The organism is Streptomyces sp. NPDC031265, assembly GCF_055570295.1.
Genome location: NZ_JBVIHM010000003.1, coordinates 177,661 through 201,583 on the forward strand (window position 1 = coordinate 177,661; position 23,923 = coordinate 201,583).

General features: G+C 71.4%; 25 protein-coding genes and 1 pseudogene. 21 read left to right on the top strand and 5 right to left on the bottom strand.

The genetic code is table 11. From position 1 onward, the window contains the following. Window positions 1–27: 27 nt before the first annotated feature. Window positions 28–636: a nucleotidyltransferase family protein gene (locus ACZ499_RS07330; RefSeq protein ID WP_468673134.1), complete on the bottom strand. Its 609-nt coding sequence runs from the start codon at window positions 634–636 to the stop codon at window positions 28–30. Window positions 637–788: 152 nt separating this feature from the next. Between ACZ499_RS07330 and ACZ499_RS07335 the strand changes: the two genes are divergently transcribed. Further along, window positions 789–1,100, top strand: coding sequence for a DUF5955 family protein (locus ACZ499_RS07335; RefSeq protein ID WP_468673135.1), 312 nt, complete (start codon window positions 789–791; stop codon window positions 1,098–1,100). 217 nt (window positions 1,101–1,317) lie between these two features. Here ACZ499_RS07335 and ACZ499_RS07340 read toward each other — a convergent pair whose 3' ends face one another. Continuing rightward, window positions 1,318–2,118, bottom strand: coding sequence for an IclR family transcriptional regulator (locus ACZ499_RS07340; protein WP_468673136.1), 801 nt, complete (start codon window positions 2,116–2,118; stop codon window positions 1,318–1,320). Between the two features lie 298 nt (window positions 2,119–2,416). Here ACZ499_RS07340 and allB point away from each other — a divergent pair, with 298 nt between their 5' ends. Next, complete coding sequence (gene allB, locus ACZ499_RS07345; protein WP_468673137.1) at window positions 2,417–3,754, top strand: allantoinase AllB; 1,338 nt, start codon at window positions 2,417–2,419, stop codon at window positions 3,752–3,754. Between the two features lie 4 nt (window positions 3,755–3,758). After that, the gene (gene alc / locus ACZ499_RS07350; protein WP_468407520.1) at window positions 3,759–4,874 is read left to right on the top strand and encodes an allantoicase; all 1,116 of its coding nucleotides are present in this window, start codon (window positions 3,759–3,761) and stop codon (window positions 4,872–4,874) included. Between the two features lie 70 nt (window positions 4,875–4,944). Here alc and ACZ499_RS07355 read toward each other — a convergent pair whose 3' ends face one another. Next, window positions 4,945–5,148 (bottom strand): hypothetical protein, encoded by a 204-nt coding sequence (locus tag ACZ499_RS07355; protein ID WP_468673138.1) that lies wholly within the window; start codon window positions 5,146–5,148, stop codon window positions 4,945–4,947. A gap of 302 nt (window positions 5,149–5,450) precedes the next feature. On the opposite strand from ACZ499_RS07355, the pseudogene ACZ499_RS07360 reads away from it, so the two are divergent. Together ACZ499_RS07360 and ACZ499_RS07365 are read left to right on the top strand one after the other, a co-directional pair. Continuing rightward, window positions 5,451–5,768, top strand: a pseudogene (locus ACZ499_RS07360) (response regulator transcription factor); the annotation flags it as partial. A 28-nt stretch (window positions 5,769–5,796) separates the two neighbouring features. Next, complete coding sequence (locus ACZ499_RS07365) at window positions 5,797–7,014, top strand: cytochrome P450 family protein (protein WP_468673139.1); 1,218 nt, start codon at window positions 5,797–5,799, stop codon at window positions 7,012–7,014. A gap of 7 nt (window positions 7,015–7,021) precedes the next feature. Here ACZ499_RS07365 and ACZ499_RS07370 read toward each other — a convergent pair whose 3' ends face one another. Beyond that, on the bottom strand, window positions 7,022–7,798 hold the full coding sequence (locus ACZ499_RS07370; protein ID WP_468673140.1) for a hypothetical protein: 777 nt from the start codon (window positions 7,796–7,798) through the stop codon (window positions 7,022–7,024). A gap of 95 nt (window positions 7,799–7,893) precedes the next feature. Here ACZ499_RS07370 and ACZ499_RS07375 point away from each other — a divergent pair, with 95 nt between their 5' ends. Next, window positions 7,894–9,105 (top strand): cytochrome P450 family protein, encoded by a 1,212-nt coding sequence (locus ACZ499_RS07375; RefSeq protein ID WP_468673141.1) that lies wholly within the window; start codon window positions 7,894–7,896, stop codon window positions 9,103–9,105. 18 nt (window positions 9,106–9,123) lie between these two features. On the opposite strand, the gene ACZ499_RS07380 is transcribed toward ACZ499_RS07375, so the two are convergent. Then, the gene (locus ACZ499_RS07380) at window positions 9,124–10,122 is read right to left on the bottom strand and encodes a Gfo/Idh/MocA family protein (RefSeq protein ID WP_468673142.1); all 999 of its coding nucleotides are present in this window, start codon (window positions 10,120–10,122) and stop codon (window positions 9,124–9,126) included. A gap of 155 nt (window positions 10,123–10,277) precedes the next feature. Here ACZ499_RS07380 and ACZ499_RS07385 point away from each other — a divergent pair, with 155 nt between their 5' ends. The 15 genes from ACZ499_RS07385 (at window position 10,278) to ACZ499_RS07455 (ending at window position 23,915) form a co-directional block, all read left to right on the top strand. After that, on the top strand, window positions 10,278–10,997 hold the full coding sequence (locus ACZ499_RS07385) for a GntR family transcriptional regulator (RefSeq protein WP_385546952.1): 720 nt from the start codon (window positions 10,278–10,280) through the stop codon (window positions 10,995–10,997). 205 nt (window positions 10,998–11,202) lie between these two features. Continuing rightward, window positions 11,203–12,207, top strand: a complete 1,005-nt coding sequence (locus tag ACZ499_RS07390) for a sugar ABC transporter substrate-binding protein (RefSeq protein WP_468673143.1) — start codon at window positions 11,203–11,205, stop codon at window positions 12,205–12,207. A 98-nt stretch (window positions 12,208–12,305) separates the two neighbouring features. Beyond that, the gene (locus ACZ499_RS07395; RefSeq protein WP_468673144.1) at window positions 12,306–13,319 is read left to right on the top strand and encodes a sugar ABC transporter substrate-binding protein; all 1,014 of its coding nucleotides are present in this window, start codon (window positions 12,306–12,308) and stop codon (window positions 13,317–13,319) included. Next, window positions 13,316–14,365 carry an ABC transporter permease gene (locus ACZ499_RS07400; protein ID WP_468673145.1) on the top strand — a complete coding sequence of 350 codons (1,050 nt, stop codon included), beginning with the start codon at window positions 13,316–13,318 and terminating at the stop codon, window positions 14,363–14,365. The genes ACZ499_RS07395 and ACZ499_RS07400 overlap by 4 nt, the downstream gene beginning before the upstream one ends. Then, window positions 14,362–15,207: an ATP-binding cassette domain-containing protein gene (locus tag ACZ499_RS07405; RefSeq protein ID WP_468673146.1), complete on the top strand. Its 846-nt coding sequence runs from the start codon at window positions 14,362–14,364 to the stop codon at window positions 15,205–15,207. The genes ACZ499_RS07400 and ACZ499_RS07405 overlap by 4 nt, the downstream gene beginning before the upstream one ends. A gap of 181 nt (window positions 15,208–15,388) precedes the next feature. Then, entirely contained in the window at window positions 15,389–16,537 is a 1,149-nt protein-coding gene (locus ACZ499_RS07410) for an ROK family glucokinase (RefSeq protein WP_468673147.1), read from the top strand. Next, window positions 16,537–17,127, top strand: coding sequence for a hypothetical protein (locus ACZ499_RS07415; protein ID WP_468673148.1), 591 nt, complete (start codon window positions 16,537–16,539; stop codon window positions 17,125–17,127). Before ACZ499_RS07410 ends, ACZ499_RS07415 begins: the two co-directional genes overlap by 1 nt. Window positions 17,128–17,205: 78 nt before the next feature. Next, the gene (gene pcaDC, locus ACZ499_RS07420) at window positions 17,206–18,573 is read left to right on the top strand and encodes a bifunctional 3-oxoadipate enol-lactonase/4-carboxymuconolactone decarboxylase PcaDC (RefSeq protein ID WP_468673149.1); all 1,368 of its coding nucleotides are present in this window, start codon (window positions 17,206–17,208) and stop codon (window positions 18,571–18,573) included. Between the two features lie 42 nt (window positions 18,574–18,615). Continuing rightward, a complete protein-coding gene (locus ACZ499_RS07425) occupies window positions 18,616–19,254 on the top strand; it encodes an MBL fold metallo-hydrolase (RefSeq protein ID WP_468407493.1) in 639 nt (212 codons plus the stop codon). Window positions 19,255–19,293: 39 nt separating this feature from the next. After that, window positions 19,294–20,073: an exodeoxyribonuclease III gene (locus ACZ499_RS07430; protein WP_385539468.1), complete on the top strand. Its 780-nt coding sequence runs from the start codon at window positions 19,294–19,296 to the stop codon at window positions 20,071–20,073. A 59-nt stretch (window positions 20,074–20,132) separates the two neighbouring features. Continuing rightward, window positions 20,133–20,567: a DUF6278 family protein gene (locus tag ACZ499_RS07435; protein WP_385539470.1), complete on the top strand. Its 435-nt coding sequence runs from the start codon at window positions 20,133–20,135 to the stop codon at window positions 20,565–20,567. 157 nt (window positions 20,568–20,724) lie between these two features. Then, entirely contained in the window at window positions 20,725–21,468 is a 744-nt protein-coding gene (locus ACZ499_RS07440; RefSeq protein WP_468407489.1) for an amino acid ABC transporter ATP-binding protein, read from the top strand. Window positions 21,469–21,487: 19 nt separating this feature from the next. Next, window positions 21,488–22,393, top strand: coding sequence for a glutamate ABC transporter substrate-binding protein (locus ACZ499_RS07445; protein ID WP_468673150.1), 906 nt, complete (start codon window positions 21,488–21,490; stop codon window positions 22,391–22,393). An 8-nt stretch (window positions 22,394–22,401) separates the two neighbouring features. Next, window positions 22,402–23,046 carry an amino acid ABC transporter permease gene (locus ACZ499_RS07450; protein ID WP_385539475.1) on the top strand — a complete coding sequence of 215 codons (645 nt, stop codon included), beginning with the start codon at window positions 22,402–22,404 and terminating at the stop codon, window positions 23,044–23,046. Then, complete coding sequence (locus ACZ499_RS07455; RefSeq protein WP_468673151.1) at window positions 23,043–23,915, top strand: amino acid ABC transporter permease; 873 nt, start codon at window positions 23,043–23,045, stop codon at window positions 23,913–23,915. The genes ACZ499_RS07450 and ACZ499_RS07455 overlap by 4 nt, the downstream gene beginning before the upstream one ends. The last annotated feature ends 8 nt before the right edge of the window (window positions 23,916–23,923 follow it).

Genomic DNA, 23,923 nt, shown 5'->3' on the forward strand with positions numbered 1-23,923 from the left:
CGCGTTCACTCCAGGTGTACCGGAGGATCAGGCCAGGTGCCCGAGATCCGCCTCCGTGTCGATGTCGTACGGCTCGGCCACGTCCCCGCACTCGACGAGCGTGATCTCCGGCTCGTGCGCCGCGAGATAGGCGCGCGCCCCGCGGTCGCCCCACGCGCTCGTCGCCACCCGCTGCCACCGGTCGGCGCCGAAGAGGACGGGATGGCCGCGCCTTCCCTCGTACGCGGCTGCCGCGAGCGAGGCCGGTGAGCGGTACGCGGCCCTGACGCGGCCGATCGCCACCGCGCCGATGCCGGGCTGGTCCACCAGGCTCACCAGGGCGGCCCCGGCCCCCGTGCCGGCCAGTGAGGCGAGGCCCGTGCGCAGGGAGGAGCCCATGCCCTCCGCCCACTCCGGGTTGTCGACCAGCACGCAGCCGTCGAGGCGGGCGCGGGCCCGCACCTCCTCCGCGGCGGCGCCGAGCACCACGTGCACGGTGGTGCAGCCGCCCTCGCGCAGCACCCGTACCGCGTGCTCCACCAGCGGGCGGCCCTGGTGCATCAACAGGGCCTTGGGCCTGCCGCCGAGGCGGCGTCCGCCGCCCGCGGCCAGCAGCAGGCCCACGACCTGCGGTTCATCTTTCGTCGGTTGTGTCATGGCACCACGTATACCGAATGCTCCCCCCGAATTCCGTCCACACGGTGGCGCGCGCCGGGCGCGATGGCGTTAACTGGCCCGCAACTCCCGTCGGTTGACCTTCGTTGACGGGCTGTGAGCGCCGGCACGAAGATGTGCGTGGGGAAGGAATTTTGTTGCGACGCGTGGAGCAGAGGCCCGTGACCGGCAGTGCGGATCCCAGGGTGGCGGGGCTGCGGGTTGCCGTGGCGCGGCTGCGGCGGGAGCTGGCGGGGTATCCGGGGGAGTTTCCGGACCGGGCCGTCGCGGAGGACGAGCTTGCGGCGCTGGACGCGATGGCGGTGTCCGGCGCACCGGAGGTCTTGCGGCTGCGCCGCTCGCTGCTGTTGATCGCGGGGTCGATAGGGTCGGTGAGTGCGCTTTCTGTGGCTGTGAAGGGGGTCCGGGAGGCGGTCGACTTATTCGGCGAGCCACCGCGGGGCTAGGGCGTGTCGTCGAATTCCCGCCTGTCGCGTGACGCCTGGCGCGCTCCCCCGAGCTCTTCGAGCAGGGGGGACCCCCGGAGCACGCACCAGACGCCGCGGACCGCCCTCGGGCGACGACGGGAATGTGACGACAGGCCCCAGGGGGCGCGGCGCCCCGTGTTACCCGGGGGCGCGGGGAACTGCGCGACCAGCCCCCACCGGCCCGCACCCGAAGCGCTCAGCCCTGTCCCGTGTTGGCCAGCGCAGCGGACAGCTCCTCCGCGATCCCCTGGAGGATGGGGACGATCCGATCCGTGGCCGCCTCCGTCACGCGGCCCGCCGGGCCCGAGATGGAGATGGCGGCGGCCGTGGGGGAGTTCGGCACCGACACCGCGAGACAGCGGACTCCTATTTCCTGCTCGTTGTCGTCGATCGCGTACCCCGCGTGCCGCACCTGCTCCAGCGCGTCGAGGAAGCCGTCCGGGGTGGTGATGGTCTTCTCCGTCGCGGCGGGCATACCGGTACGGGCGAGCAGCGCCCGGACCTCCTCCGGCGGGGTGTGCGCGAGGAGCGCCTTGCCCACGCCCGTGGAGTGCGGCAGCACCCGTCGGCCCACCTCGGTGAACATCCGCATCGAGTGCTTCGAGGGCACCTGCGCCACGTACACGATCTCGTCCCCGTCGAGCAGCGCCATGTTCGCCGTCTCGCCGGTCTCCTCGACCAGACGGGCCAGATACGGCCGCGCCCAGGTGCCGAGCAGCCGCGACGCGGACTCGCCGAGGCGGATCAGGCGAGGGCCGAGCGCGTACCGCCGGTTGGCCTGCTGGCGTACGTAGCCGCAGGCCACCAGGGTGCGCATCAGGCGGTGGATGGTCGGCAGGGGGAGGCCGCTGCTGGCGGAGAGCTCGCTGAGACCGACCTCGCCCCCGGCGTCGGCCATCCGCTCCAGAAGGTCGAAGGCGCGCTCAAGGGACTGGACGCCACCGCTTGCGGCGGATGGCTTGGAGGCGTCGGTGGTGCTGGCGCTGGACGTCGGCACGGGCGCGGTCCTTTCAGCTGGCAGGCGAGGCAGCAGCCTACCTGTGTGTTCTTCGCCGTACAGTGCGTACGTAGGGCGTCCTTGCCGGTCAGAGTGGGTTTGTCCGTTCCGGCGGGGCACCCCGTGGTGATAGCTACATTCTGGGAAGCGGAAGTCTAATTCCATTCTGTGGAAACCTCCAGACCCACGCCGTCGGCCGTCACCCGGACCCGGAACGCCCTTGACGGCTCCCTGATCGGCGTGAAGACTCCTTCAACAGTTCGTTGAATTTTTTCTGCCGCGGAAGTGAGGGGCTCGGGTGTCCGACGTCAACCTGGTACTGCGCTCGTCGCGCGTCATCACCCCCGACGGCACCTGCCCGGCCTCCGTCGCCGTCGCGGGCGGCGTGATCGACGCCGTGCTGCCGTACGACGCCGAGGTGCCCGCCGGGGCGCGCCTGGAGGACTTCGGCGACGACGTGCTGCTGCCGGGCCTCGTCGACTGCCACGTACACGTGAACGACCCGGGCCGCACCGAGTGGGAGGGCTTCTGGACCGCCACCCGGGCCGCTGCCGCGGGCGGCATCACCACCCTCGTCGACATGCCGCTCAACTCCCTGCCGCCGACCACCACGGTGGCCAACCTCCGCGTCAAGCAGGACGTCGCCCGCTCCAAGGCGCACGTGGACGTCGGCTTCTGGGGCGGCGCGCTGCCGGACAACGTCAAGGACCTGCGGCCGCTCCACGACGCCGGCGTCTTCGGCTTCAAGGCGTTCCTCTCGCCCTCCGGCGTCGCCGAGTTCCCCGAACTCGGCCAGGACCAGCTGGCCCAGTCGCTCGCCGAGATCGCGGGCTTCGACGGGCTGCTGATCGTGCACGCCGAGGACCCGCACGAGCTGGCGGCCGCGCCGCAGACGCCCGGCCCCAAGTACGCCGACTTCCTGGCCAGCCGCCCACGTGTCTGCGAGAACACCGCCATCGAGTCCCTGATCGCCGCCGCCAAGCGGGTCGGCGCCCGGGTGCACATCCTGCACCTGTCGTCGTCCGACGCGCTGCCGGTGATCGCCGCCGCCAAGCGCGAGGGCGTCCGGCTCACCGTCGAGACCTGCCCGCACTACCTCACCCTCACCGCCGAGGAAGTACCGGACGGCGCGAGCGAGTTCAAGTGCTGCCCGCCGATCCGCGAGGCCGCCAACCAGGACCTGCTGTGGGCGGCGCTCGCCGACGGCACCATCGACTGCGTCGTCACCGACCACTCGCCGTCCACCGCCGACCTCAAGACGGAGGACTTCTCGACCGCCTGGGGCGGGATCTCCGGCCTCCAGCTGAGCCTCTCGGCCGTCTGGACGGAGGCGCGCAGGCGCGGCCACACCCTGGAGGACGTGGTGCGCTGGATGTCCTCCGCCACCGCGGGCCTGGTCGGCCTGGAGCGCAAGGGCGCCATCGAGGCCGGCCGCGACGCCGACTTCGCCGTGCTGGCCCCCGACGCGGCCTTCACCGTCGACCCCGCGGAACTCCAGCACCGCAACCGCGTCACCGCGTACGCGGGCAAGACCCTGCACGGTGTCGTCAAGTCGACCTGGCTGCACGGTGAGCGCATCCAGGAGAACGGCACCCTCACCGAGCCCACCGGCCGCCTGCTCGAAAGGAACAACTGAAACCGTGAGCGAGATCCCCACTTTCACCGGTGACGCCAGCCCCTACGGCGGCGGCGACCCGTACGCGGACTACCGCACCGCCGACTTCCCGTTCACGCGGTACGCGGACCTCGCCGACCGGCGCCTGGGCGCGGGCGTCACCGCCGCCAACGACGAGTTCTTCGCCGAGCGCGAGAACCTCCTCAAGCCCGACGCCGCCGAGTTCGACCCCGAGCACTTCGGCCACAAGGGCAAGATCATGGACGGCTGGGAGACCCGCCGTCGCCGTGGTGTCTCGGCAGCTCAGCCGCACCCCGCCGACGACGACCACGACTGGGCCCTGGTACGCCTCGGTGCCCCCGGCGTGGTGCGCGGCATCGTCGTCGACACCGCCCACTTCCGCGGCAACTACCCGCAGGCCGTCTCCGTCGAGGCCACCTCGGTGGCGGGCTCCCCATCGCCCGAGGACCTGCTCGCCGACGACGTGAAGTGGGTGACCCTGGTACCCCGTACGGCGGTCGGCGGGCACGCGGCCAACGGGTTCGCCGTCGACGTCGAGCAGCGCTTCACGCACCTGCGCGTCAACCAGCACCCCGACGGCGGCATCGCCCGGCTGCGCGTGTACGGCGAGGTCGCCCCGGACCCGGAGTGGCTCGCCGTCCTCGGCACCTTCGACCTCGCGGCGCTGGAGAACGGCGGGCAGGTCGAGGACGCCTCCGACCGCTTCTACTCGCCCGCCACCAACACCATCCAGCCGGGCCGCTCCCGCAAGATGGACGACGGCTGGGAGACCCGCCGCCGCCGAGACAAGGGCAACGACTGGATCCGCTACCAGCTGGCGGCGCAGTCCGAGATCCGCGCGGTCGAGATCGACACGGCCTACCTCAAGGGCAACTCGGCGGGCTGGGCGGCGCTCTCGGTGCGCGACGGCGAGTCGGGCGAGTGGCGCGAGGTCCTGCCCCGCACCCGTCTGCAGCCCGACACCAACCACCGGTTCGTGCTGGACGCCCCCGCGGTCGCCACGCATGTGCGCATCGACATCTTCCCCGACGGCGGCATCTCCCGCCTGCGTCTGTTCGGCTCGCTGACGAGCGACGGCGCGGCGCGGCTGGGCGCCCGCCACCAGGAGCTGGGCGGCTGACGGCACCCGCCCCCGCGCGGGGCGCTCCGGCCCGACAGCACCGGAGCGCCCCGCGATACAGCGTGTACGCCTACCGCGGCGCGCGGTCCGAGGCGATCAGCAGGGCCGCGCCCAGGACCGCCGCCACCACGCTCGCGAAGATCTCGTGTCCGGCCAGGAAGTCCGGCCGGTGGAGCACGCTCCAGGGGCTGAACCAGCCGGTCCACTCGTGGACGAGTCCGCCGACCCCCTGGACCAGGAGCACGAACCCGGCGACTTCCAGGACTTTCTTCATACGCCGAGCCTGGCCCCCGCGCACGGGCCCCCGCGTCGGCCTTCGGGCTCGCCCGCCGCGGCGAAAGTCCCGGGCCCTGCGACTTTGGTAGCGCACCCCGGCCGGAACCCGCCGGGCCGCCCGTGGCCTGCGTAGCTTGGGTGGCATGACACGCGCTGGTCCCGAATACCGCTGGCTGCTGCCGTCCGCCGTCGTCGCCCCCGAGCTGCCGGGCGTGCACCGGCCGCTCAAGCCCGCCGTCGCGGTCGTCGGCGCCGCCGCCGTGGCCGGCTCGGTGCTCCAACCGGTGATCCGCCCCGAACCGAGCACCGGCTTGGTGGCCAATGTCGTCGCCGGTGCTGATGCACCAGGTCGCGGGCGTACCGGAGGGATCCGGCAACCGGGCCGCCCGGGCCCGGACGAAGATCGGCCAACTCGCCGAGCGGGAGCGGGAGGTGGCCGTCGCCGTCGGCCGCGGCCAGTCGAACGCGGAGATCTCCGCCGCCCTCTTCCTCAGCGCGCCGACCGTGAAGACCCATGTCTCGCGCGTGCTGGCCAAACTGGGCCTCAACAACCGTGTCCAGATCGCGCTGCTCGTCCACGACGCCGGACTTCTCGACGAGGACGGCGACGTACGCTGAACCGGACCACCGGAGGGGGAACAGCGCCATGCCGCTCGTCGATCTGCGCGAACACGAGGACTTCACGGCCAACCCGTATCCGTACTACGCGAAGCTGCGCGCGGAAGGGCCGGTGCACCGCGTTCGCACCCATGAGTCGGACGAGGTCTGGCTGATCGTCGGACACGACGAGGCGCGGGCCGCGCTCGCCGACACCCGCTTCTCCAAGGACTGGCGGGCGATCGCCGCGGGGGACTACGAGTTCACCGCGGTCAGCGCCAACATGCTGGACTCGGACGCGCCGCAGCACACCCGGCTGCGCAAGCTGGTGGCGCGCGAGTTCACGCCGCGCCGGATCGAGGCGCTGCGCCCGCGCGTGCAGGAGATCACCGACGGGCTGCTCGACACCATGCTGGCCGCCCCCGGCCGCACGGCCGACCTGGTCGACTCGTTCGCCTTCCCGCTGCCGATGACGGTCATCTGCGAACTCCTCGGCGTGCCGGACCTGGACCGGGAGACCTTCCGCAGACTCTCCAACGAGTCCGTCGCTCCCACCCAGAACGACGGGACGAACACCTCCGCACTGGAGATGAGCGCCTATCTGGTGGAGCTCATCGAGGACAAGCGCGCCACCGCCCCCGCCGACGACCTGATGAGCGCGCTCATCCGCACACGCCCCCACAGCCCTACAGGCACGGGAGGCGCCCCCCTTGAGGACGGCGACAAGCTCTCCCCGGACGAGCTCATCGGCATGGCCTTCCTGCTGCTCGTCGCGGGCCACGAGACCACCGTCAACCTCATATCCAACGGGGTACGGGCGCTGCTCGCGCACCCGGAGCAACTGGCCGCGCTGCGCGCCGACTTCGACGGTCTCATCGACGGGGCGATCGAGGAGATGCTGCGCTACGACGGCCCGGTGGAGACGGCCACGTACCGGTTCACGCGCGAGAGCGTCGAGTACGGCGGCACGGTCATCCCGGCCGGTGCGCCCGTCCTCGTCGCCCTCGCCTCCGCCGGACGCGACCCCGCCCGCTACCCCGACCCGGACCGCTTCGACATCCGCCGCGCCCCGCAGAGCCACCTCGGCTTCGGGCACGGCATCCACTACTGCCTGGGCGCCCCGCTCGCGCGGATGGAGGGCCGCATCGCGGTCCGTACGCTCCTGGAGCGCGCCCCCGGCCTCGAACTCGCCCCGCACCAGGGCCCGTTGGAGTGGCTGCCGGGGATGCTCATCCGGGGAGTGCGCCATCTGCCGGTGCGCTGGTGAGCGGTCCTCACGCCTTGCGGGCGGCCGCCGCCCTGCGGCGGTGCTCGCCGCGCAGCACCAGGCCCGGCCACTCGTCCCCGTACGCGCCGCACGCGGAGACCGACCACAGCGACCACTGCTGCGGCACCGAGTAGTACGGCACCAGCATCCGCGCGGTGCGCAGCCGGGACACCTTCACCGGGACGAGCGCGGGCAGTACGTCCGGCTGCTGGCCCGCCAGGATCGCCTTGCGGCAGGACGGGCAGGCGGGACGGCGGTCGGCCGCCGCCTCGCGCGGTCCGGTCCGGCGCCGGGCCCGTTGCCGGTGCTGCTTGCGCGCGGGCGGCCCGTTGCTCCCGGCCGCCGCGTGCAGCGGGTTGTAGTAGCAGCGCTCGGGCGGCCTCGGCGCCTGCTGCCCCGCGCGGCGGGCGTGCAGCGCGGCGAACCGGACCAGGGCGCGCTCGGCCAGGACCGCGGCGGCGGCCAGGTCCGGCAGGTCGGCCGCCTCGTCCAGGAGCTTGCCCGCGGCCTGGAAGGCGTCGAGGACCCACGCGTAGTCGCGCTCGTCCTGAGCGTCCCCGCCGGGCCGCGGCGCGTCCGCGTCGCCCCGCGCGACCGGGAGTTCGGCCGCGCGCAGCACGTCACCGACGGCCGTGACCCGGGCCGACACCAGCCGCTCCAGGCGCTCGCGGGCAGTCTCCCACTCGTCGAGGACCCGCTGCTGCTCCTCCTTCGACGGTTCCCACGTCCGCTCTGCGGGCATGCCCGGACGGAGCGCCCCCATGAACCACCAACGCTTCAGCACCGAGCCTCCCCTCGCTGCGACCAGGGTAGAAGCCCCCGAAGCTACTGGGGAGTTAGGGTGAGCCGCTCCGTCACGACGCCCTGAAAGGAACCGCGTTGACCAGCGATGCCATAGAGGACGCCGTCGTCGACCTCGCCGCTCTCGGTGACGGCTTCACCCGCGACCCCTACCCCGTCTACGCCGGGCTGCGCGAGCGTGGCCCCGTGCACCGCGTCCGGATGCCCGAGGGCGCCGACGCCTGGCTCGTCGTCGGCTACGAGGCGGGCCGCGCCGCGCTCGCCGACCCGCGCCTCTCCAAGGAGTGGCGCAACGCCGCCCCCGACCTCGGGGTGAAGCACATCGCCGCCAGCACCACCATGCTCAGCTCCGACGCCCCCTCCCACACCCGGCTGCGCAAGCTGGTGACCAGGGAGTTCACCCCGCGCAGGGTCGATCTCCTGGCCCCGCGCGTCCAGGAGACGACCGACGCGCTGCTTGACGCCATGCTGAAGCGGCCGGACCGCAGGGCGGACCTCGTCGAGGCGCTCTCCTTCCCGCTGCCGATCACCGTCATCGGGGATCTGCTCGGGGTGCCGGACTTCGACCAGGACAGCTTCCGCCAGTGGTCCAACACCGCGGTCTCCGCGCCCGCCCTCGCGGACCGGATGGCCGCGGCCGGGGCCATGAAGGAGTATCTGACCGCGCTCCTGGAGAACAAGCGCGAGCAGCCCGGCGACGACCTGATGAGCGCGCTGATCAGCACGGCCGACGAGGACGGCGACCGGCTCTCCGGCCCCGAACTGCTCGGCATGGCCTGGCTGCTCCTGGTCGCGGGCCACGAGACGACCGTCAACCTGATCTCCAACGGCGTCCTCGCGCTGCTCAGCCACCCCGAGCAACTGGCCGCGCTGCGCGCCGACTTCGACGGACTGATCGACGGGGCGATCGAGGAGGTGCTGCGGTACGACGGCCCGGTGGAGACCCCGACGTACCGCTTCACCACCGAGCCGGTCGACATCGGCGGCACGGTGATCCCCGGCGGCGGCCGGCTCGTGCTGGTCGCCATGTCCGACGCCAACCGCGACCCGGCCAAGTACGCCGAGCCGTCCCGCTTCGACATCCGGCGCGACGCCCGCGGCCATGTGGCCTTCGGTCACGGCATCCACTACTGCCTGGGCGCGCCGCTGGCCCGTCTGGAGGCGCGGATCGCCATCCGCTCGCTCCTGGAGCGGTGCCCCAACCTGGCGCTCGACATCCATCCCGCGGCGCTGACCTGGCGTTCGGGGCTGCTGGTGCGCGGCCCGGAGTGCCTGCCGGTCAGCTGGTGAACGCCGGCTCGTACCGCGTCAGCCGGTGAACTCCGCGACGGCGACCGGGCGGCGCTCGTGCCGCGAGCGCTCGCACGCCTCCGCGACGCGCAGCGCGTGCAGCGCCTCCCGGCCGTCGCAGGGGTTCGCCAGCTCGCCCCGAACGACCCGTACGAAGGCGTCGAGCTCGGCCCGGTAGGCGGGGCCGAACCGCTCCAGGAAGCCGGGCCAGGGCTTCGCGGCGGGCGCGGGTGCCCCCGGCTCGGCCGAGGTCATCGGCGTGCGCTCGCCGAGCCCCACGGCCAGCTGGTCGCGGTCCCCGGCCAGTTCCATCCGTACGTCGTACCCGGCGCCGTTGCACCGGGTCGCCGTCGCCGTGGCGAGGGTGCCGTCGTCGAGGGTGAGCAGGGCCGCGGCCGTGGCGACGTCCCCGGCCTCGCGGAACATCGCGGGCCCGGCGTCCGAGCCGGTCGCGTAGACCTCGGTGACCTCACGGCCGGTCACCCACCGCAGACTGTCGAAGTCATGGACCAGACAGTCCCGGTAGAGGCCGCCGGAGAGCGGCAGATACGCGGCGGGCGGCGGCGCCGGGTCCGAGGTGATCGCCCGTACGGTGTGCAGCCGCCCGAGCCCGCCGCCGTGTACGCGCTCGCGGGCCGCCGCGTACCCGGCGTCGAAGCGCCGCATGAACCCGATCTGGAGGACCGTTCCCGCGCTCTCGACCTCGTCGATGGCCGCCAGCGTTCCGGCCAGGTCGAGGGCGATCGGCTTCTCGCAGAAGACGGGGAGCCCGCTGCGGGCCGAGCGGGCGATCAGGCCGGCGTGCGCGGCGGTCGCCGAGGCGATCACCACCGCGTCCGGGCCGGCCGCGAAGAGCTCGTCGACCGTGGCGGCCGTGGCCCCGGTCCGCGCGGCTGCCCGGGCGGCCCGCGCGGGGTCGGCGTCGGCGACGACGAGTTCGGTGACCGAGGGATGGCGGGCCAGCACTTCCGCGTGGAAAGAGCCGATACGTCCCGTTCCGATGAGTCCGATACGCATGGCCAAAAGGTGACGGTGCCCGGACCTCCTGTCAAGAGTTTGTCCTGACAATCAGACTTCACGACTTCCCGTCAACATGGCCCGAGCACTACGCTCACCCCGTGTCCAAGCAGCCCAGAACCGTGCCGGATCCCGCCGTGCCGCTCCAGCTCAGCGTGGACCGCACCAGCCCGGTCCCGCTCTACTTCCAGCTGTCCCAGCAGCTGGAGGCAGCCATCGAGCGGGGCACCCTCACGCCCGGCAGCCTCCTCGGCAACGAGATCGACCTCGCGGGCCGCCTCGGCCTGTCCCGCCCCACCGTCCGCCAGGCCATCCAGGCCCTGGTCGACAAGGGCCTCCTGGTGCGCCGCAGGGGCGTCGGCACCCAGGTGGTGCACAGCCAGGTCAAGCGCCCGCTGGAGCTGAGCAGTCTCTACGACGACTTGGAGGCGGCCGGGCAGAAACCCGCCACCAAGGTGCTGCGCAACACCGTGGAACCGGCCACCGCGGAAGTGGCGGCGGCGCTCGGCGTGCCCGAGGGCGGCGACGTCCATCTGGTGGAGCGGCTGCGGTACGCCCACGGCGAGCCGATGGCCGAGCTGCGCAACTACCTGCCGCCCGGGCTGCTCGCGCTCGACACCGCGCATCTGGAGGCCACCGGCCTGTACCGGCTGATGCGCGGCGCGGGGATCACGCTGCACAGCGCCCGGCAGTCGGTGGGGGCGCGGGCCGCCACCGCCGCCGAGGCCGAGCTCCTCGCCGAGGCCGAGGGCGCGCCGCTGCTGACCATGCAGCGCACCACGTTCGACGACACCGGGCGGGCCGTGGAGTTCGGCACGCACATCTACCGGGCGTCGCGGTACGCCTTCGAGTTCCAGTTGCTCGTACGGCCGTGAGCGTGCGGCTCGTGCACCGCGCTCGTACACCCCGCTCGTACACCGCGTAAGAATGTTCGGACAAAGTATTGACGGGTGCGCACGCCCGCCGCTACTGCTATCTCCCGGGGGATACCCCCCGGACCCCCAGCCGGAAAAGCAAGCCATCCCACCGGAGCGGAAACTCACCTGCCGCGCAGCGCGGCCGGGACGGAAGGCGGACCCCATGCGCATACCCCGCACGGCAGCCACGGCGACAGCGGTCGTCGCCGCGCTCGCACTCGCGGTCGCCGGATGCAGCAGCTCGGGCGGCAAGAGCTCGCAGGACAAGGCCGACGACGGCGCCTCGGGCGGCAAGGGCGTCTCCACACCCCGGATGAAGATCGCGATGATCACCCATTCGGGCGAGGGCGACACCTTCTGGGACATTGTCCAGAGCGGCGCGAAACAGGCCGCCGCCAAGGACAACGTCAACTTCCTCTATTCGGCCAACAAGGAGGGCCAGCAGCAGTCGCAGCTGGTCCAGGCGGCCATCGACCAGAAGGTCGACGGGATCGTGGTCACCCTGGCCAAGCCCGAGGCGGTCCAGGACGTCGTCAAGAAGGCCGTCGCGGCGGGCATCCCGGTCGTCACCATCAACTCCGGCGCCCAGTACTCCAGACAGCTCGGCGCGATCGGCCACATCGGACAGGACGAGGGCGTCGCCGGCGAGGCGGTCGGCGAGCAGCTGAACGCGGGCGGCAAGAAGAAGGCCGTCTGCGTGATCCACGAGCAGGGCAACGTATCGCTGGAAGAGCGCTGCGCCGGGGTGAAGAAGACCTTCAAGGGCTCGGTCGAGAACCTGAACGTCGACGGGACCAACACGCCCGCCGCCACGTCCTCCATCGAGGCGAAACTCCAGGCCGGCAAGGACATCGACGCGGTGGTCACGCTCGGCGCGCCGATGGCGGCCGCGGCGGTCAAGGCCAAGGCCGACGCGAAGAGCTCCGCCGAGGTCGACACCTTCGATCTCAACGCGGCCGTGATCAAGCAGTTCAAGGGCAAGGAGATCGGCTTCGCGGTCGATCAGCAGCCCTATCTCCAGGGGTATCTGGCGGTCGACGAGCTGTGGCTCCGAAAGACCAACGGCAATGTCGTCGGCGGCGGCAGGCCGGTCCTCACCGGCCCCGCGATCGTCACCGAGAAGGACGTGCCGGCGCTGGAGCAGTACACCGCTCGCGGTACCCGATGATCCGCCGCCGACCTCACGTGACCCATACTTGGGCGGCCGGGGCAGGTCCGCACCAGTCCCGGACGCACCTGGGAGTACAGCAAGAGGAGCACGGCGTCGTGGCAAGGGTTCGGACAGGGGTACGCGCGATCGGCGCGGTGCTGGCGGCGGTGCTCGGAGCTTCCCTGGTGGGATGCAGCAGTACCGGGGGCAAGCGCGCCGAGGACGCGCGCAAGGCCGCCTCGGCGCAGGGCAGGGCGGCGGTGAACACCCCCCGCTGGAAGATCGCCATGATCACCCACTCTGGCGACGGCGACACCTTCTGGGACATCGTCCAGAGCGGCGCCAAGCAGGCCGCCGTCAAGGACAACATCGACTTCCTGTACTCGCACAGCGACCAGGGCCAGCAGCAGGCGCAGTTCGTGCAGGCGGCCATCGACCAGAAGGTCGACGGCATCGTCGTCACCCTCGCGAAGCCGGACGCGATGAAGGACGTCGTCGCCAAGGCCACCAAGGCCGGCATCCCGGTGATCACGGTGAACTCCGGCTCCGAGAAGTCCAAGGACTTCGGCGCGCTCACCCACATCGGGCAGGACGAGACCATCGCGGGCGAGGCCGTCGGCGAGGAGCTCAACAAGCGCGGCAGGAAGAAGGCGCTCTGCGTCCTGCACGAGCAGGGCAACGTCGGCCACGAGCAGCGCTGCGCGGGCACCAAGAAGGCCTTCAAGGGCGACCTGCAGAACCTCTACGTCACGGGCACCAACATGCCCGACGTCCAGTCCTCCATCGAGGCGAAGCTCCAGGCGGACAAGTCCATCGACGCCGTGGTCACCCTCGGCGCGCCGTTCGCGGACACCGCCGTCAAGGCCAAGGACTCCGCGGGCAGCTCCGCCGAGGTCGACACCTTCGACCTGAACGCCAAGGTCGCCGCCGAACTCAAGGACGGCACCCTCGGCTTCGCCGTCGACCAGCAGCCCTACCTCCAGGGGTACGAGGCCGTGGACCTGCTCTGGCTCTACAAGTACAACGGCGATGTGCTCGGCGGTGGGCTGCCGGTGCTGACCGGACCCCAGATCATCACGAAGGACGCGGCCGCCGAGCTGGAGGAATACACGAAGCGGGGGACCCGATGACCGCCACCGCACCAGCGCCGGCGTCCGCGAAGGACGAGCGGCTGATCCACCGTTCGGTGCTGCGCAAGCTGCTCGGCCGCCCGGAGCTCGGCTCGGTCGTCGGCGCCATCGCCGTCTTCGTCTTCTTCTCCGTCGTCGCGGACAGCTTCCTGCGGGCCTCCAGCCTCTCGACGGTCCTGTACGCGGCGTCGACCATCGGCATCATGGCGGTGCCGGTGGCGCTGCTGATGATCGGCGGCGAGTTCGACCTGTCGGCCGGTGTGCTGGTGACGACGTCGGCGCTCGTCTCGTCGATGTTCAGCTACCAGATGACGGCGAACGTCTGGGTGGGCGTCGGCGTCTCGCTGCTGACCACGCTCGCGCTCGGCGCCTTCAACGGCTTCATGCTGACCCGTACCAAACTGCCCAGCTTCATCATCACGCTCGGCACCTTCCTCATGCTGACCGGGCTCAACCTCGGCTTCACCAAGCTGATCAGCGGCACGGTCTCCACGAAGTCCATCGCCGACATGGAGGGCTTCGCCTCCGCGAAGAAGGTGTTCGCCTCCCAGCTGACCATCGGCCCGGTCGACCTCAAGGTCACCATCCTGTGGTGGTTCGGCCTGATCGCGCTCGCCACCTGGATCCTGCTGCGCACCCGCTTCGGCAACTGGATCTTCGCGGTCGGCGGCGAGGCCGACGCGGCCCGCGCGGTCGGCGTGCCGGTCTACAAGACCAAGATCGGCCTGTACATGGGCGTGGGCTTCGCCGCCTGGATCTCCGGCCAGCACCTGCTCTTCTCGTTCGACGTGGTCCAGTCCGGCGAGGGCGTCGGCAACGAGCTGATCTACATCATCGCGGCCGTCATCGGCGGCTGTCTGATCACCGGCGGCTACGGCTCCGCGATCGGCTCCGCGGTCGGCGCGTTCATCTTCGGCATGACCAGCAAGGGCATCGTCTACGCCGAGTGGAACCCGGACTGGTTCAAGTTCTTCCTGGGAGCGATGCTCCTTCTGGCCACCCTGCTCAACGCATGGGTGCGCAAGCGGGCGGAGGCGACGGCATGACGGACACGACCCTGGCCGAGAGCACCGAGAGCGCCCTCGTGGAGCTCGACGACGTCAGTAAGTACTACGGCAACATCCGCGCCCTCGAAGGCGTCTCCCTGGAGGTCCACGGCGGCGAGATCACCTGTGTGCTCGGTGACAACGGCGCCGGCAAGTCCACCCTCATCAAGATCATCGCGGGGCTGCACCGGCACGACTCGGGCGCCTTCCGCATCGAGGGCGAGGACGTCTCGCTCAGCAACCCGCGCGAGGCGCTCGACCGGGGCATCGCCACCGTCTACCAGGACCTCGCGGTCGTCCCGCTGATGCCGGTGTGGCGCAACTTCTTCCTCGGCTCCGAGCCGACCAGGGGCGCGGGCCCCTTCAAGCGCCTCGACGTCGATCTGATGCGCCGCACCACCCGCGCGGAGCTGCTGCGCATGGGCATCGATCTCCGCGACGTGGACCAGCCCATCGGCACCCTGTCCGGCGGCGAGCGCCAGTGCGTGGCGATCGCGCGTGCCGTCTACTTCGGCGCCAAGGTCCTGGTCCTGGACGAGCCCACGGCGGCGCTCGGCGTCAAGCAGTCCGGCGTCGTGCTCAAGTACGTGGCGGCCGCCCGGGACGCGGGCCTCGGCGTGGTCCTGATCACGCACAACCCGCACCACGCCTATCTGGTCGGCGACCGCTTCGTCCTGCTCAAGCGCGGCATGATGACCGGCAGCCATCTGCGCACCCAGATCACCCTGGACGAGCTCACCCGCCAGATGGCGGGCGGCAGCGAGCTGGAGGAGCTCAGCCACGAGCTCCGGCGGGCCCCGGAGCCGCACCTCGGCGGCCGGGCCGCCGACACCGCCGAGTAACGGCCGGGGCCGCGGGGGCGGCAAGGGCACACGAGGTCGGGTCCCGGCCGGGGTGGCAGAATCGGGCACGGCGGGCGCCGTCCGCCGCCGGTCACCCCGGCCCCCCGAGACCTCCAGGGACGACACCAGTCGTGCGAGCACTCCAGGACACCCCTCTCCCTCCGCGAAGGGGTGCGGCCCGATGAACACCTACCGAGGCTCCGCCCGGGCCACCGTCCTGCGCACCGTCGGCACCCGCGAGCGCCGCTCGCACCTGACCGCACCCCGTGTCCCCACCGTCGGCATCGACATCGGCGGCACCAAGGTGATGGCGGGCGTCGTCGACGCCGACGGCAACATCCTGGAGAAGATCCGCGCCGAGACGCCGGACAAGTCCAAGAGCCCCAAGGTCGTCGAGGACACCATCACCGAGCTGGTCCTGGACCTCTCGGACCGCCACGACGTGCACGCCGTCGGCATCGGCGCGGCCGGCTGGGTCGACGCCGACCGCAGCACCATCCTCTTCGCCCCGCACCTCGCCTGGCGCAACGAGCCGCTGCGGGACGCCCTGCAGTCCCGGCTCGCCGTCCCGGTCATGGTCGACAACGACGCCAACACGGCCGCCTGGGCCGAGTGGCGGTTCGGCGCGGGCCGCGGCGAGGACCACCTCGTCATGATCACGCTCGGCACCGGCATCGGCGGCGCCATCCTGGAGGACGGCCGGGTCAAGCGCGGCAAGTTCGGCGTGGCCGGCGAGTTCGGCCATATGCAGGTCGTGCCCGGCGGCCACCGCTGCCCGTGCGGCAACCGCGGCTGCTGGGAGCAGTACAGCTCGGGCAACGCCCTGGTCCGCGAGGCCCGCGAGCTCGCGGTCGCCGACTCCCCGGTCGCGTACAACATCCTGGAGCGGGTCAAGGGCAACATCCCGGACATCACCGGGCCGCTGATCACCGAGCTCGCGCGCGAGGGCGACGCCATGTGCGTCGAGCTCCTCCAGGACATCGGCCAGTGGCTCGGCGTCGGCATCGCCAACCTGGCGGCCGCCCTCGACCCGTCCTGCTTCGTCGTCGGCGGCGGTGTGAGCGCGGCCGACGACCTGCTGATCGGCCCGGCCAGGGACGCGTTCCGGCGCCATCTGACCGGCCGCGGCTACCGTCCCGAGGCCCGCATCGCCAAGGCGCAGCTGGGTCCCGAGGCCGGCATGGTCGGCGCCGCCGATCTGGCCCGCCTCGTCGCCCGCCGCTTCCGCCGCGCCAACCGCCGCCGCGTCGAGCGCTACGAGCGGTACGCCCAGGTCGCCGAGGCCGTACGCAAGTCGGGCTCCACCCGCACCACCCAGGGATCGCCGTGATGACCCCCGCAGACCGGCCCGCCGTGCCGCGCCAGTCCCCGCCCCCGGACCAGCCCCCGGCCCCGGAGGACCGCCGTCACATGATCCGCCGCCGCTGGCTCACCGCGGTCATCATCGTGCTGCTCATCGGGGTCCCGGCCGGGTATCTGGCCATCTCCGCCGGGCAGAGCCGCGACAGCGGGCGCGACAAGGAGAGCGAGGCCTCGGCGACCGGGCTGCAGAACGACTGGCCGTCCAAGACCCAGCGCCGCATCTACGACGTACCGGTCCCGTCGTCCGCCGCGGACGTCAAGTACTACGAGACCAACAGCTGGGCGGTCAGCAAGCTGTACGTGCAGTTCAGGACCACCGCGGCCGGTCTCGCCGAGTTCCTGAAGGACTCCGGCACCGGTACGGCGGCGCTACGGCCGGGTTCGGTGGCGATCGGCGCGTCCGACGCGAAGAAGGTCGGCTGGTCGTTCCCGTCGGGCCACGACTGGGCGGGCACCCGGCACGCCCAGAAGGACCCGCTGCCCACGCAGGACATCACGGTGGACGAGAGCGACCCGGACAACCCGGCCGTCTTCGTGGTCTCCACGGCGACGCCGTAGGGCGGTGGCGCGACCGGAAAGGGGCCTGTCGCGACCCCGTGACCGGAGCATGCCGGTCCGCTCACTAGTCTGGAGCGAGTGAGCGACGTGACTGAGACGCCTGTGACCCAGACGGCCGAGCCGGTGAAGGCCCCGACCCTGCAGTACCGGATCGACGGCCCCGACGACGCGCCGGTACTGGTGCTCGGCCCCTCGCTCGGCACCACCTGGCACATGTGGGACCGCCAGATACCCGAACTCGCCGGGAGCTGGCGGATCGTCCGCTTCGACCTGCCCGGCCACGGCGGTGCCCCGGCCCTCCCGGCGGTCTCGGTCGCCGAGCTCGCCGACCGGCTGATCGCCACCCTCGACGAGCTGGGCGTACAGCGCTTCGGCTACGCGGGCAGCGCGATCGGCGCGGCCGTCGGCGCGGACCTGGCCCTGCGCCATCCGCAGCGGCTCGCCTCGCTGGCGCTGATCGCCGCCTCGGCCCGGTTCGGCACCGCCGACGAGTTCCGCCAGCGGGGCGTGGTGGTGCGCAGCAACGGCATGGACCCGATCGCCCGCGGCGTGCCCGAGCGCTGGTTCACGCCCGCGTACGCGGCGGCCCAGCCCGCCATCGTGGAGTGGGCCGTCCAGATGGTCCGCACCACCGACCCCGGCTGCTACATCGCCGCCTGCGAGGCGCTGGCCGCCTTCGACATCCGCGCCGACCTCGCCCGTATCGGCGTCCCCACGCTGGTGCTGGCCGGCGCCGAGGACCGGGTGACCGGGCCCGGCGACGCGCGCACCCTGGTCGCCGGGGTGCCCGACGCCCGGCTCGCGGTGGTGCCCGGCGCCGCGCACCTGGCGCCGGTGGAGCAGCCCGCCGCCGTCACCGATCTGCTCGTCCACCACTTCTCGACGGCCTGGCACGAGACGCTCCCGGCGATCCCGGCCCCGGCCCCGGCCCCGGCCCCGGCCCCGGCCCCGGTCCCGGCCGCGCCGCCGGTCGCCGCCGCGCCGCAGTCGCCGCAGACCCTGCACGTCCCCGTCCCCATGGCCGCCGAGCCCGTACCGTCCCCGGCGCCCGAGGGCCCCGCGCGGCCCGACCCGTACGAGCGGGGCATGAAGCTGCGGCGCGAGGTCCTCGGGGACGCGCGCGTGGACGCCGAGACCGCCGACGCCGACGGCTTCACCGGCGACTTCCAGGAGCTCGCCACCCGCTACGCCTGGGGCGAGGTGTGGGCCCGCGACGGGCTCGACCGGCGCACCCGGGCGGTCGTCGCGCTCGCCGCGCTGGTGGCGGGCGGCCACCTCGACGAGGTCGCGGCCCACACCCGCGCCGCACTGCGGGCCGGGCTCACCCCCGACGAGATCAAGGAAGTGCTGCTCCAGACGTCCGTGTACTGCGGCCTCCCGGCAGCGAGCGCGGCCTTCCGGGCGGCCGCCGTGGTCATCCGCGAGGAGACCACCCCGCAGCCCTGAGCCGTCCGGGCGACACGGCGTCCGCCGTAGCAGGATGGGGGCATGAGCCTGAAACTGACCAAGAAGACCCACGCGTGCGTCCGGCTGGAGAAGGACGGCCGGACGCTGGTCATCGACCCCGGCGCCTTCAGCGAGGCGGACGCCGCGCTCGGCGCGGACGCCGTCCTCGTCACCCACGAGCACCCGGACCACTTCGCCGAGGACCGGCTGCGGACCGCTCTGGAGGCCAACCCGGCGGCCGAGATCTGGACCCTGCGCAGCGTCGCGGAGAAGATCTCGGCGGCCTTCCCCGGCCGCGTCCACACCGTCGGGCACGGCGACGCCCTCAGCGCGGCCGGGTTCGACGTCCAGGTCCACGGCGAGCTGCACGCGGTGATCCACCCGGACCTCCCGAGGATCACCAACATCGGCTTTCTGGTGGACGGTTCGCTCTTCCACCCCGGCGACGCGCTCACCGTCCCGGACCACCCGGTGGACACGCTGATGCTGCCGGTGCAGGCGCCCTGGAGCAAGATCTCCGAGGTGATCGAGTACGTACGGGAGGTCGGGCCGCGCCGCGCCATCGACATCCACGACGCGCTCCTGACCGACCTCGCCCGGCCGATCTACGACACCCACCTCGGCAATCTGGGCGGGGCCGACCACGCCCGGCTGAGCCCCGGGGACTCGACTGACCTGTGACAGCGGTGACTGTCAGACCCCGCCGTTAGGCTGTCGGACATGCGCATCGCGACCTGGAACGTCAACTCGATCACCGCCCGGCTGCCCCGTCTCCTGGCCTGGCTGGAGAGCACCGGCACGGATGTGCTGTGCATCCAGGAGACCAAGACCACCCTGGAGGGCTTCCCCGCCGCCGAGCTCCGCGAGCTGGGTTACGAGTCGGCGGTCCACGCGACGGGGAGGTGGAACGGAGTGGCGCTGGTCTCCCGGGTCGGCCTGGACGACGTGGTGCTCGGCCTGCCCGGCGACCCCGGCTTCGAGGACACCCTGGAGCCCCGCGCGGTCTCGGCGACCTGCGGCGGTGTCCGCCTGTGGTCGGTGTACGTGCCGAACGGCCGGGAGGTCGGCCACGGTCACTACGCGTACAAGCTGGCCTGGTTCGAGGCGCTGAAGGCGGCCGTCGCCCAGGACGCGGCGGGGGAGCGGCCGTTCGCGGTGCTCGGTGACTTCAACGTCGCCCCGACCGACGAGGACGTCTTCGACGTGGCGTTCTTCGAGGGTCAGACCCATGTCACCCCGCCCGAGCGGGCCGCGCTCGCCGCGCTGCGCGAGGCGGGCCTGTCCGACGTGGTGCCCCGCCCCCTGAAGTACGACCGGCCGTACACGTACTGGGACTACCGCCAGCTGTCCTTCCCCAAGAACCGGGGCATGCGCATCGACCTGGTGTACGGCAACGGGCCGTTCGCCAAGGCCGTCAAGGACAGCTATGTGGACCGCGAGGAGCGCAAGGGCAAGGGCGCCTCCGACCACGCCCCGGTCGTCGTCGACCTGGAGATCTGAGAATCGCACTCCGCGTGCCCTGTGGTGCGCAGGTCTGTGCGAATGGGACGCTTGCCGCCATGAACATCCTGGACAACTGGCGCAAGCGGCACGGCTCGCAGCGGACGGCGGCGCTCGCCGAGGCGGTGGAGACCGATCCGGAGGGCGTGGGCGAGCTCCTCGCGGAGTGCGAGCTGCTCCGGGTCAGGGCGCAGCAGGCGGGGCTCGAACTCGACGACAGTCCCGCGTCGTTGGCGGCGCTCGACCAGCTGCCGCCGCACTGGCGGGACGACCCGGAGGAGCTGCCCTGGCTGGGCAACGACGCGGGTCTGTATCTGGGGACGGTGCTCGTACGGACGGTCGAGGGCGCGTCCTGGCAGGTGTGGCCGGGCGGGCAGCCGGTGGTGCGGCTCGCCTCGGGGCGTGAGATCGACGTGGTGGGCGCCGGGGTCGAGTGGGCGGAAAGCGGCACGCCCGAGCTCTCGCAGGTGTACGCGGAGGCCTCCGAGGTCTGAGCCGTTCCGCACGCGGAAGCCCCCGCGTCGGCGCCTCAACTCACCGGTAACCCAAAATACGGTTTATGTCCTGTTCGTGCGTGTCGAGGTGAAGTCCCTTTCCGGGCTGGATAGTTTGCGCTGACCTCGACACCGCGATGAGTGGGCAGGACAGTGTATGGCCGTCGATCCGTTGATCGAGCTGCGTGACGTCAACAAGCACTACGGGAAGTTGCACGTCCTCCAGGACATCAACCTCACCGTCGGACGCGGCGAGGTGGTGGTCGTCATCGGCCCGTCCGGCTCGGGCAAGTCGACGCTCTGCCGGACGATGAACCGCCTGGAGACGATCGAGTCGGGGTCGATCTCCATCGACGGCAGGCCACTGCCCGAGGAGGGCAAGGGGCTCGCGGCGCTGCGCGCCGAAGTCGGCATGGTCTTCCAGTCCTTCAACCTCTTCGCCCATCGGACCGTCCTCGCCAATGTCTCGCTCGCCCAGATCAAGGTCCGGGGCCGCAAGAAGGAGGAGGCCGACCAGCGCTCGCACGAACTCCTCGACCGGGTCGGGCTCGCCTCCCAGGCCGACAAGCTGCCCGCGCAGCTCTCCGGCGGCCAGCAGCAGCGCGTCGCCATCGCCCGCGCGCTCGCCATGAGCCCCAAGGTCATGCTCTTCGACGAGCCCACCTCCGCGCTCGACCCGGAGATGATCAACGAGGTGCTCGAAGTCATGCAGCAGCTGGCGCGCGACGGCATGACGATGGTCGTCGTCACCCATGAGATGGGCTTCGCCCGCTCCGCCGCCAACCGCGTCGTCTTCATGGCCGACGGAAAGATCGTCGAGGACCGCACCCCCGACGAGTTCTTCACCAACCCGCACAGCGACCGGGCCAAGGACTTCCTCTCCAAGATCCTCAAGCACTGAACGGGGAGTGGACGCAACCATGAGGCGTACGCGACGCGCGTTGGCCGCCCTTGCACTGGTCCTGGCCGCCGCCGGGTGCGGCAAGTCGGGCAGCCCGCCGGTCAAGGGGCCCCAGTCCGACCAACTGCCCCACTACCAGGTCATGACGGGCTTCTCGCTGCCGGACTCCGCGGTGTGGCGGCGGGCGAAGAACCGCGGTCACCTGGTGGTCGGCGCCAAGGAGGACCAGCCGTACATGGGTGAGAAGGACCCGGCCACCGGCGTCTACTCGGGCTTCGACATCGAGATCGCCAAGATGATGTCCGCCTCGATCGGCTTCGACCCCAAGACGATCGCCTTCAAGACCATCGCCTCCGCCAACCGCGAGACCGCCCTTCAGAACGGCCAGGTCGACTACTACGTCGGCACCTACACCATCAACGACAACCGCAAGAAGCTCGTCGGCTTCGCCGGGCCGTACTACATGGCCGGCCAGGGCCTGCTCGTGCGCACCGACGAGGACGACATCAACGGGCCGCAGGACCTCAGCGGCAAGCGCGTCTGCTCGGCCGCGGGCTCCACCCCGTACCAGCGCATCCAGAAGGACTACCCGAAGGCCGACCTCGTCGCGTACGACACGTACTCCGTCTGTGTGGACAACCTGCTCACCTTCCAGGTCGCCGCCGTCACCACCGACGACACCATCCTCAGCGGGTACGCGGCCAAGGTGCCCGACGAGCTGAAGGTGGTCGGCAAGCCCTTCTCGAAGGAGCCGTACGGCGTCGGTGTGCCGCGCAGCGACAACGCCCTGCGCTTCGCCCTCGACAACGCCATCGAGACCCACGAGAAGAACGGCGACTGGCAGAAGGCGTACAACGCGACGCTCGGCCTGTCGGGACGCAAGGCCGCGCCCGCCCCGCCCATCGACCGCTACCCGGCGAGCTGAGGCCCCGCATGGACGTACTGACCAAGAACTTCTCGCTGTACGCCAAGGGCTTCCTCGGCACCGTCGAGCTCACCGTCTACGCCTCGGCCGTGGCGCTCGTGCTCGGCTTCCTGATGGCCTCCTTCCGGGTCTCGCCGGTCGGCTCGTTCCGGGCGCTCGGCACCGTCTGGGTCAACGTGCTCCGCAACACCCCGCTCACGCTGCTCTTCTTCGCGGTGCTGCTCGGGCTGCCGCGTTTCGGTCTGGTGCTCCCCTTCAAGCTGTTCGCGGTGATCGCGCTCGGCTGCTACACCTCGGCGTTCATCTGCGAGGCACTGCGCTCGGGCATCAACACCGTGCCCACCGGCCAGGGCGAGGCGGCCCGGAGCCTGGGGATGACCTTCGGCCAGACGCTCTCCGGGGTGGTCCTGCCGCAGGCCTTCCGCTCGGTCATCCCGCCGGTCGGCTCCACGCTCATCGCGCTCGCCAAGAACTCCGCCATCGCGGGCGCCTTCAGCGTCATCGAGCTGCTCGGCACGTACAAGACGCTCAGCGAGCTCGGCTACGACATCATCTGGACGTTCATCTGGATCGCCGTCGGCTATCTGATCATCACGCTCACCATCAGTGCCGTCTTCAACCTCCTGGAGAAGTACTGGGGAGTCGCCCGATGACCGCACAGCTGTCCAGAGAAGCCACCGCCCTCTACGACATCCCCGGCCCGAAGACCCGGCAGCGGCACCTGCTTTACGGGGTCGTCTCGACGGCCCTGATCCTCGCCCTGCTCGGCTGGATCCTCTATCTCCTGTTCGACACCGACCAGTTCACCTCCACCAAGTGGACGCCCTTCGAGTACAAGGGGATCCAGCGGCTGCTGCTGCGCGGGCTCGGCAACACGCTCAAGGCGTTCGGGTTCGCGGCACTGTTCTCGCTGGTGCTCGGCGCGGTCCTGGCGACCGGGCGGCTCTCCGACCACCGGGCGGTCCGCTGGCTCGCCACCCTGCTGGTCGAGTTCTTCCGCGCCATGCCCGTCCTGGTCATGATCTTCTTCATCTTCGTGGCGCTGAAGGTGCAGCCGTTGCCGGCGCTGGTGGCCGGACTGACGCTCTACAACGGCTCGGTGCTCGCCGAGGTGTTCCGCTCCGGCGTCAACTCCGTGGAACGCGGCCAGAAGGAGGCGGCATTCTCGCTCGGGATGCGCAAGACGCAGGTCATGACGTACGTGCTGGTCCCCCAGGGGATCCGGGCGATGCTGCCGACCATCATCAGCCAGCTGGTGGTCGCGCTGAAGGACACTTCGCTCGGCTATCTGATCACCTATGAGGAGTTCCTGCACGCGGGGAAGCTCATCGCCTCGAATCTCGACTACGATTTGCCGTTCATCCCCGTGGTGATGGTGATCTCGCCGATCTACATCGGGATGTGCATGCTGCTCTCCTGGTTCGCCACCTGGATGGCCAGGAGACAGAAGCGCAATCCCAAGACGGAGGCCGTGGAAGTCGCCCCGGCCGAACCAGGGACGCTGCTGCCAGGTGCGCAGTAGCAAGGGGG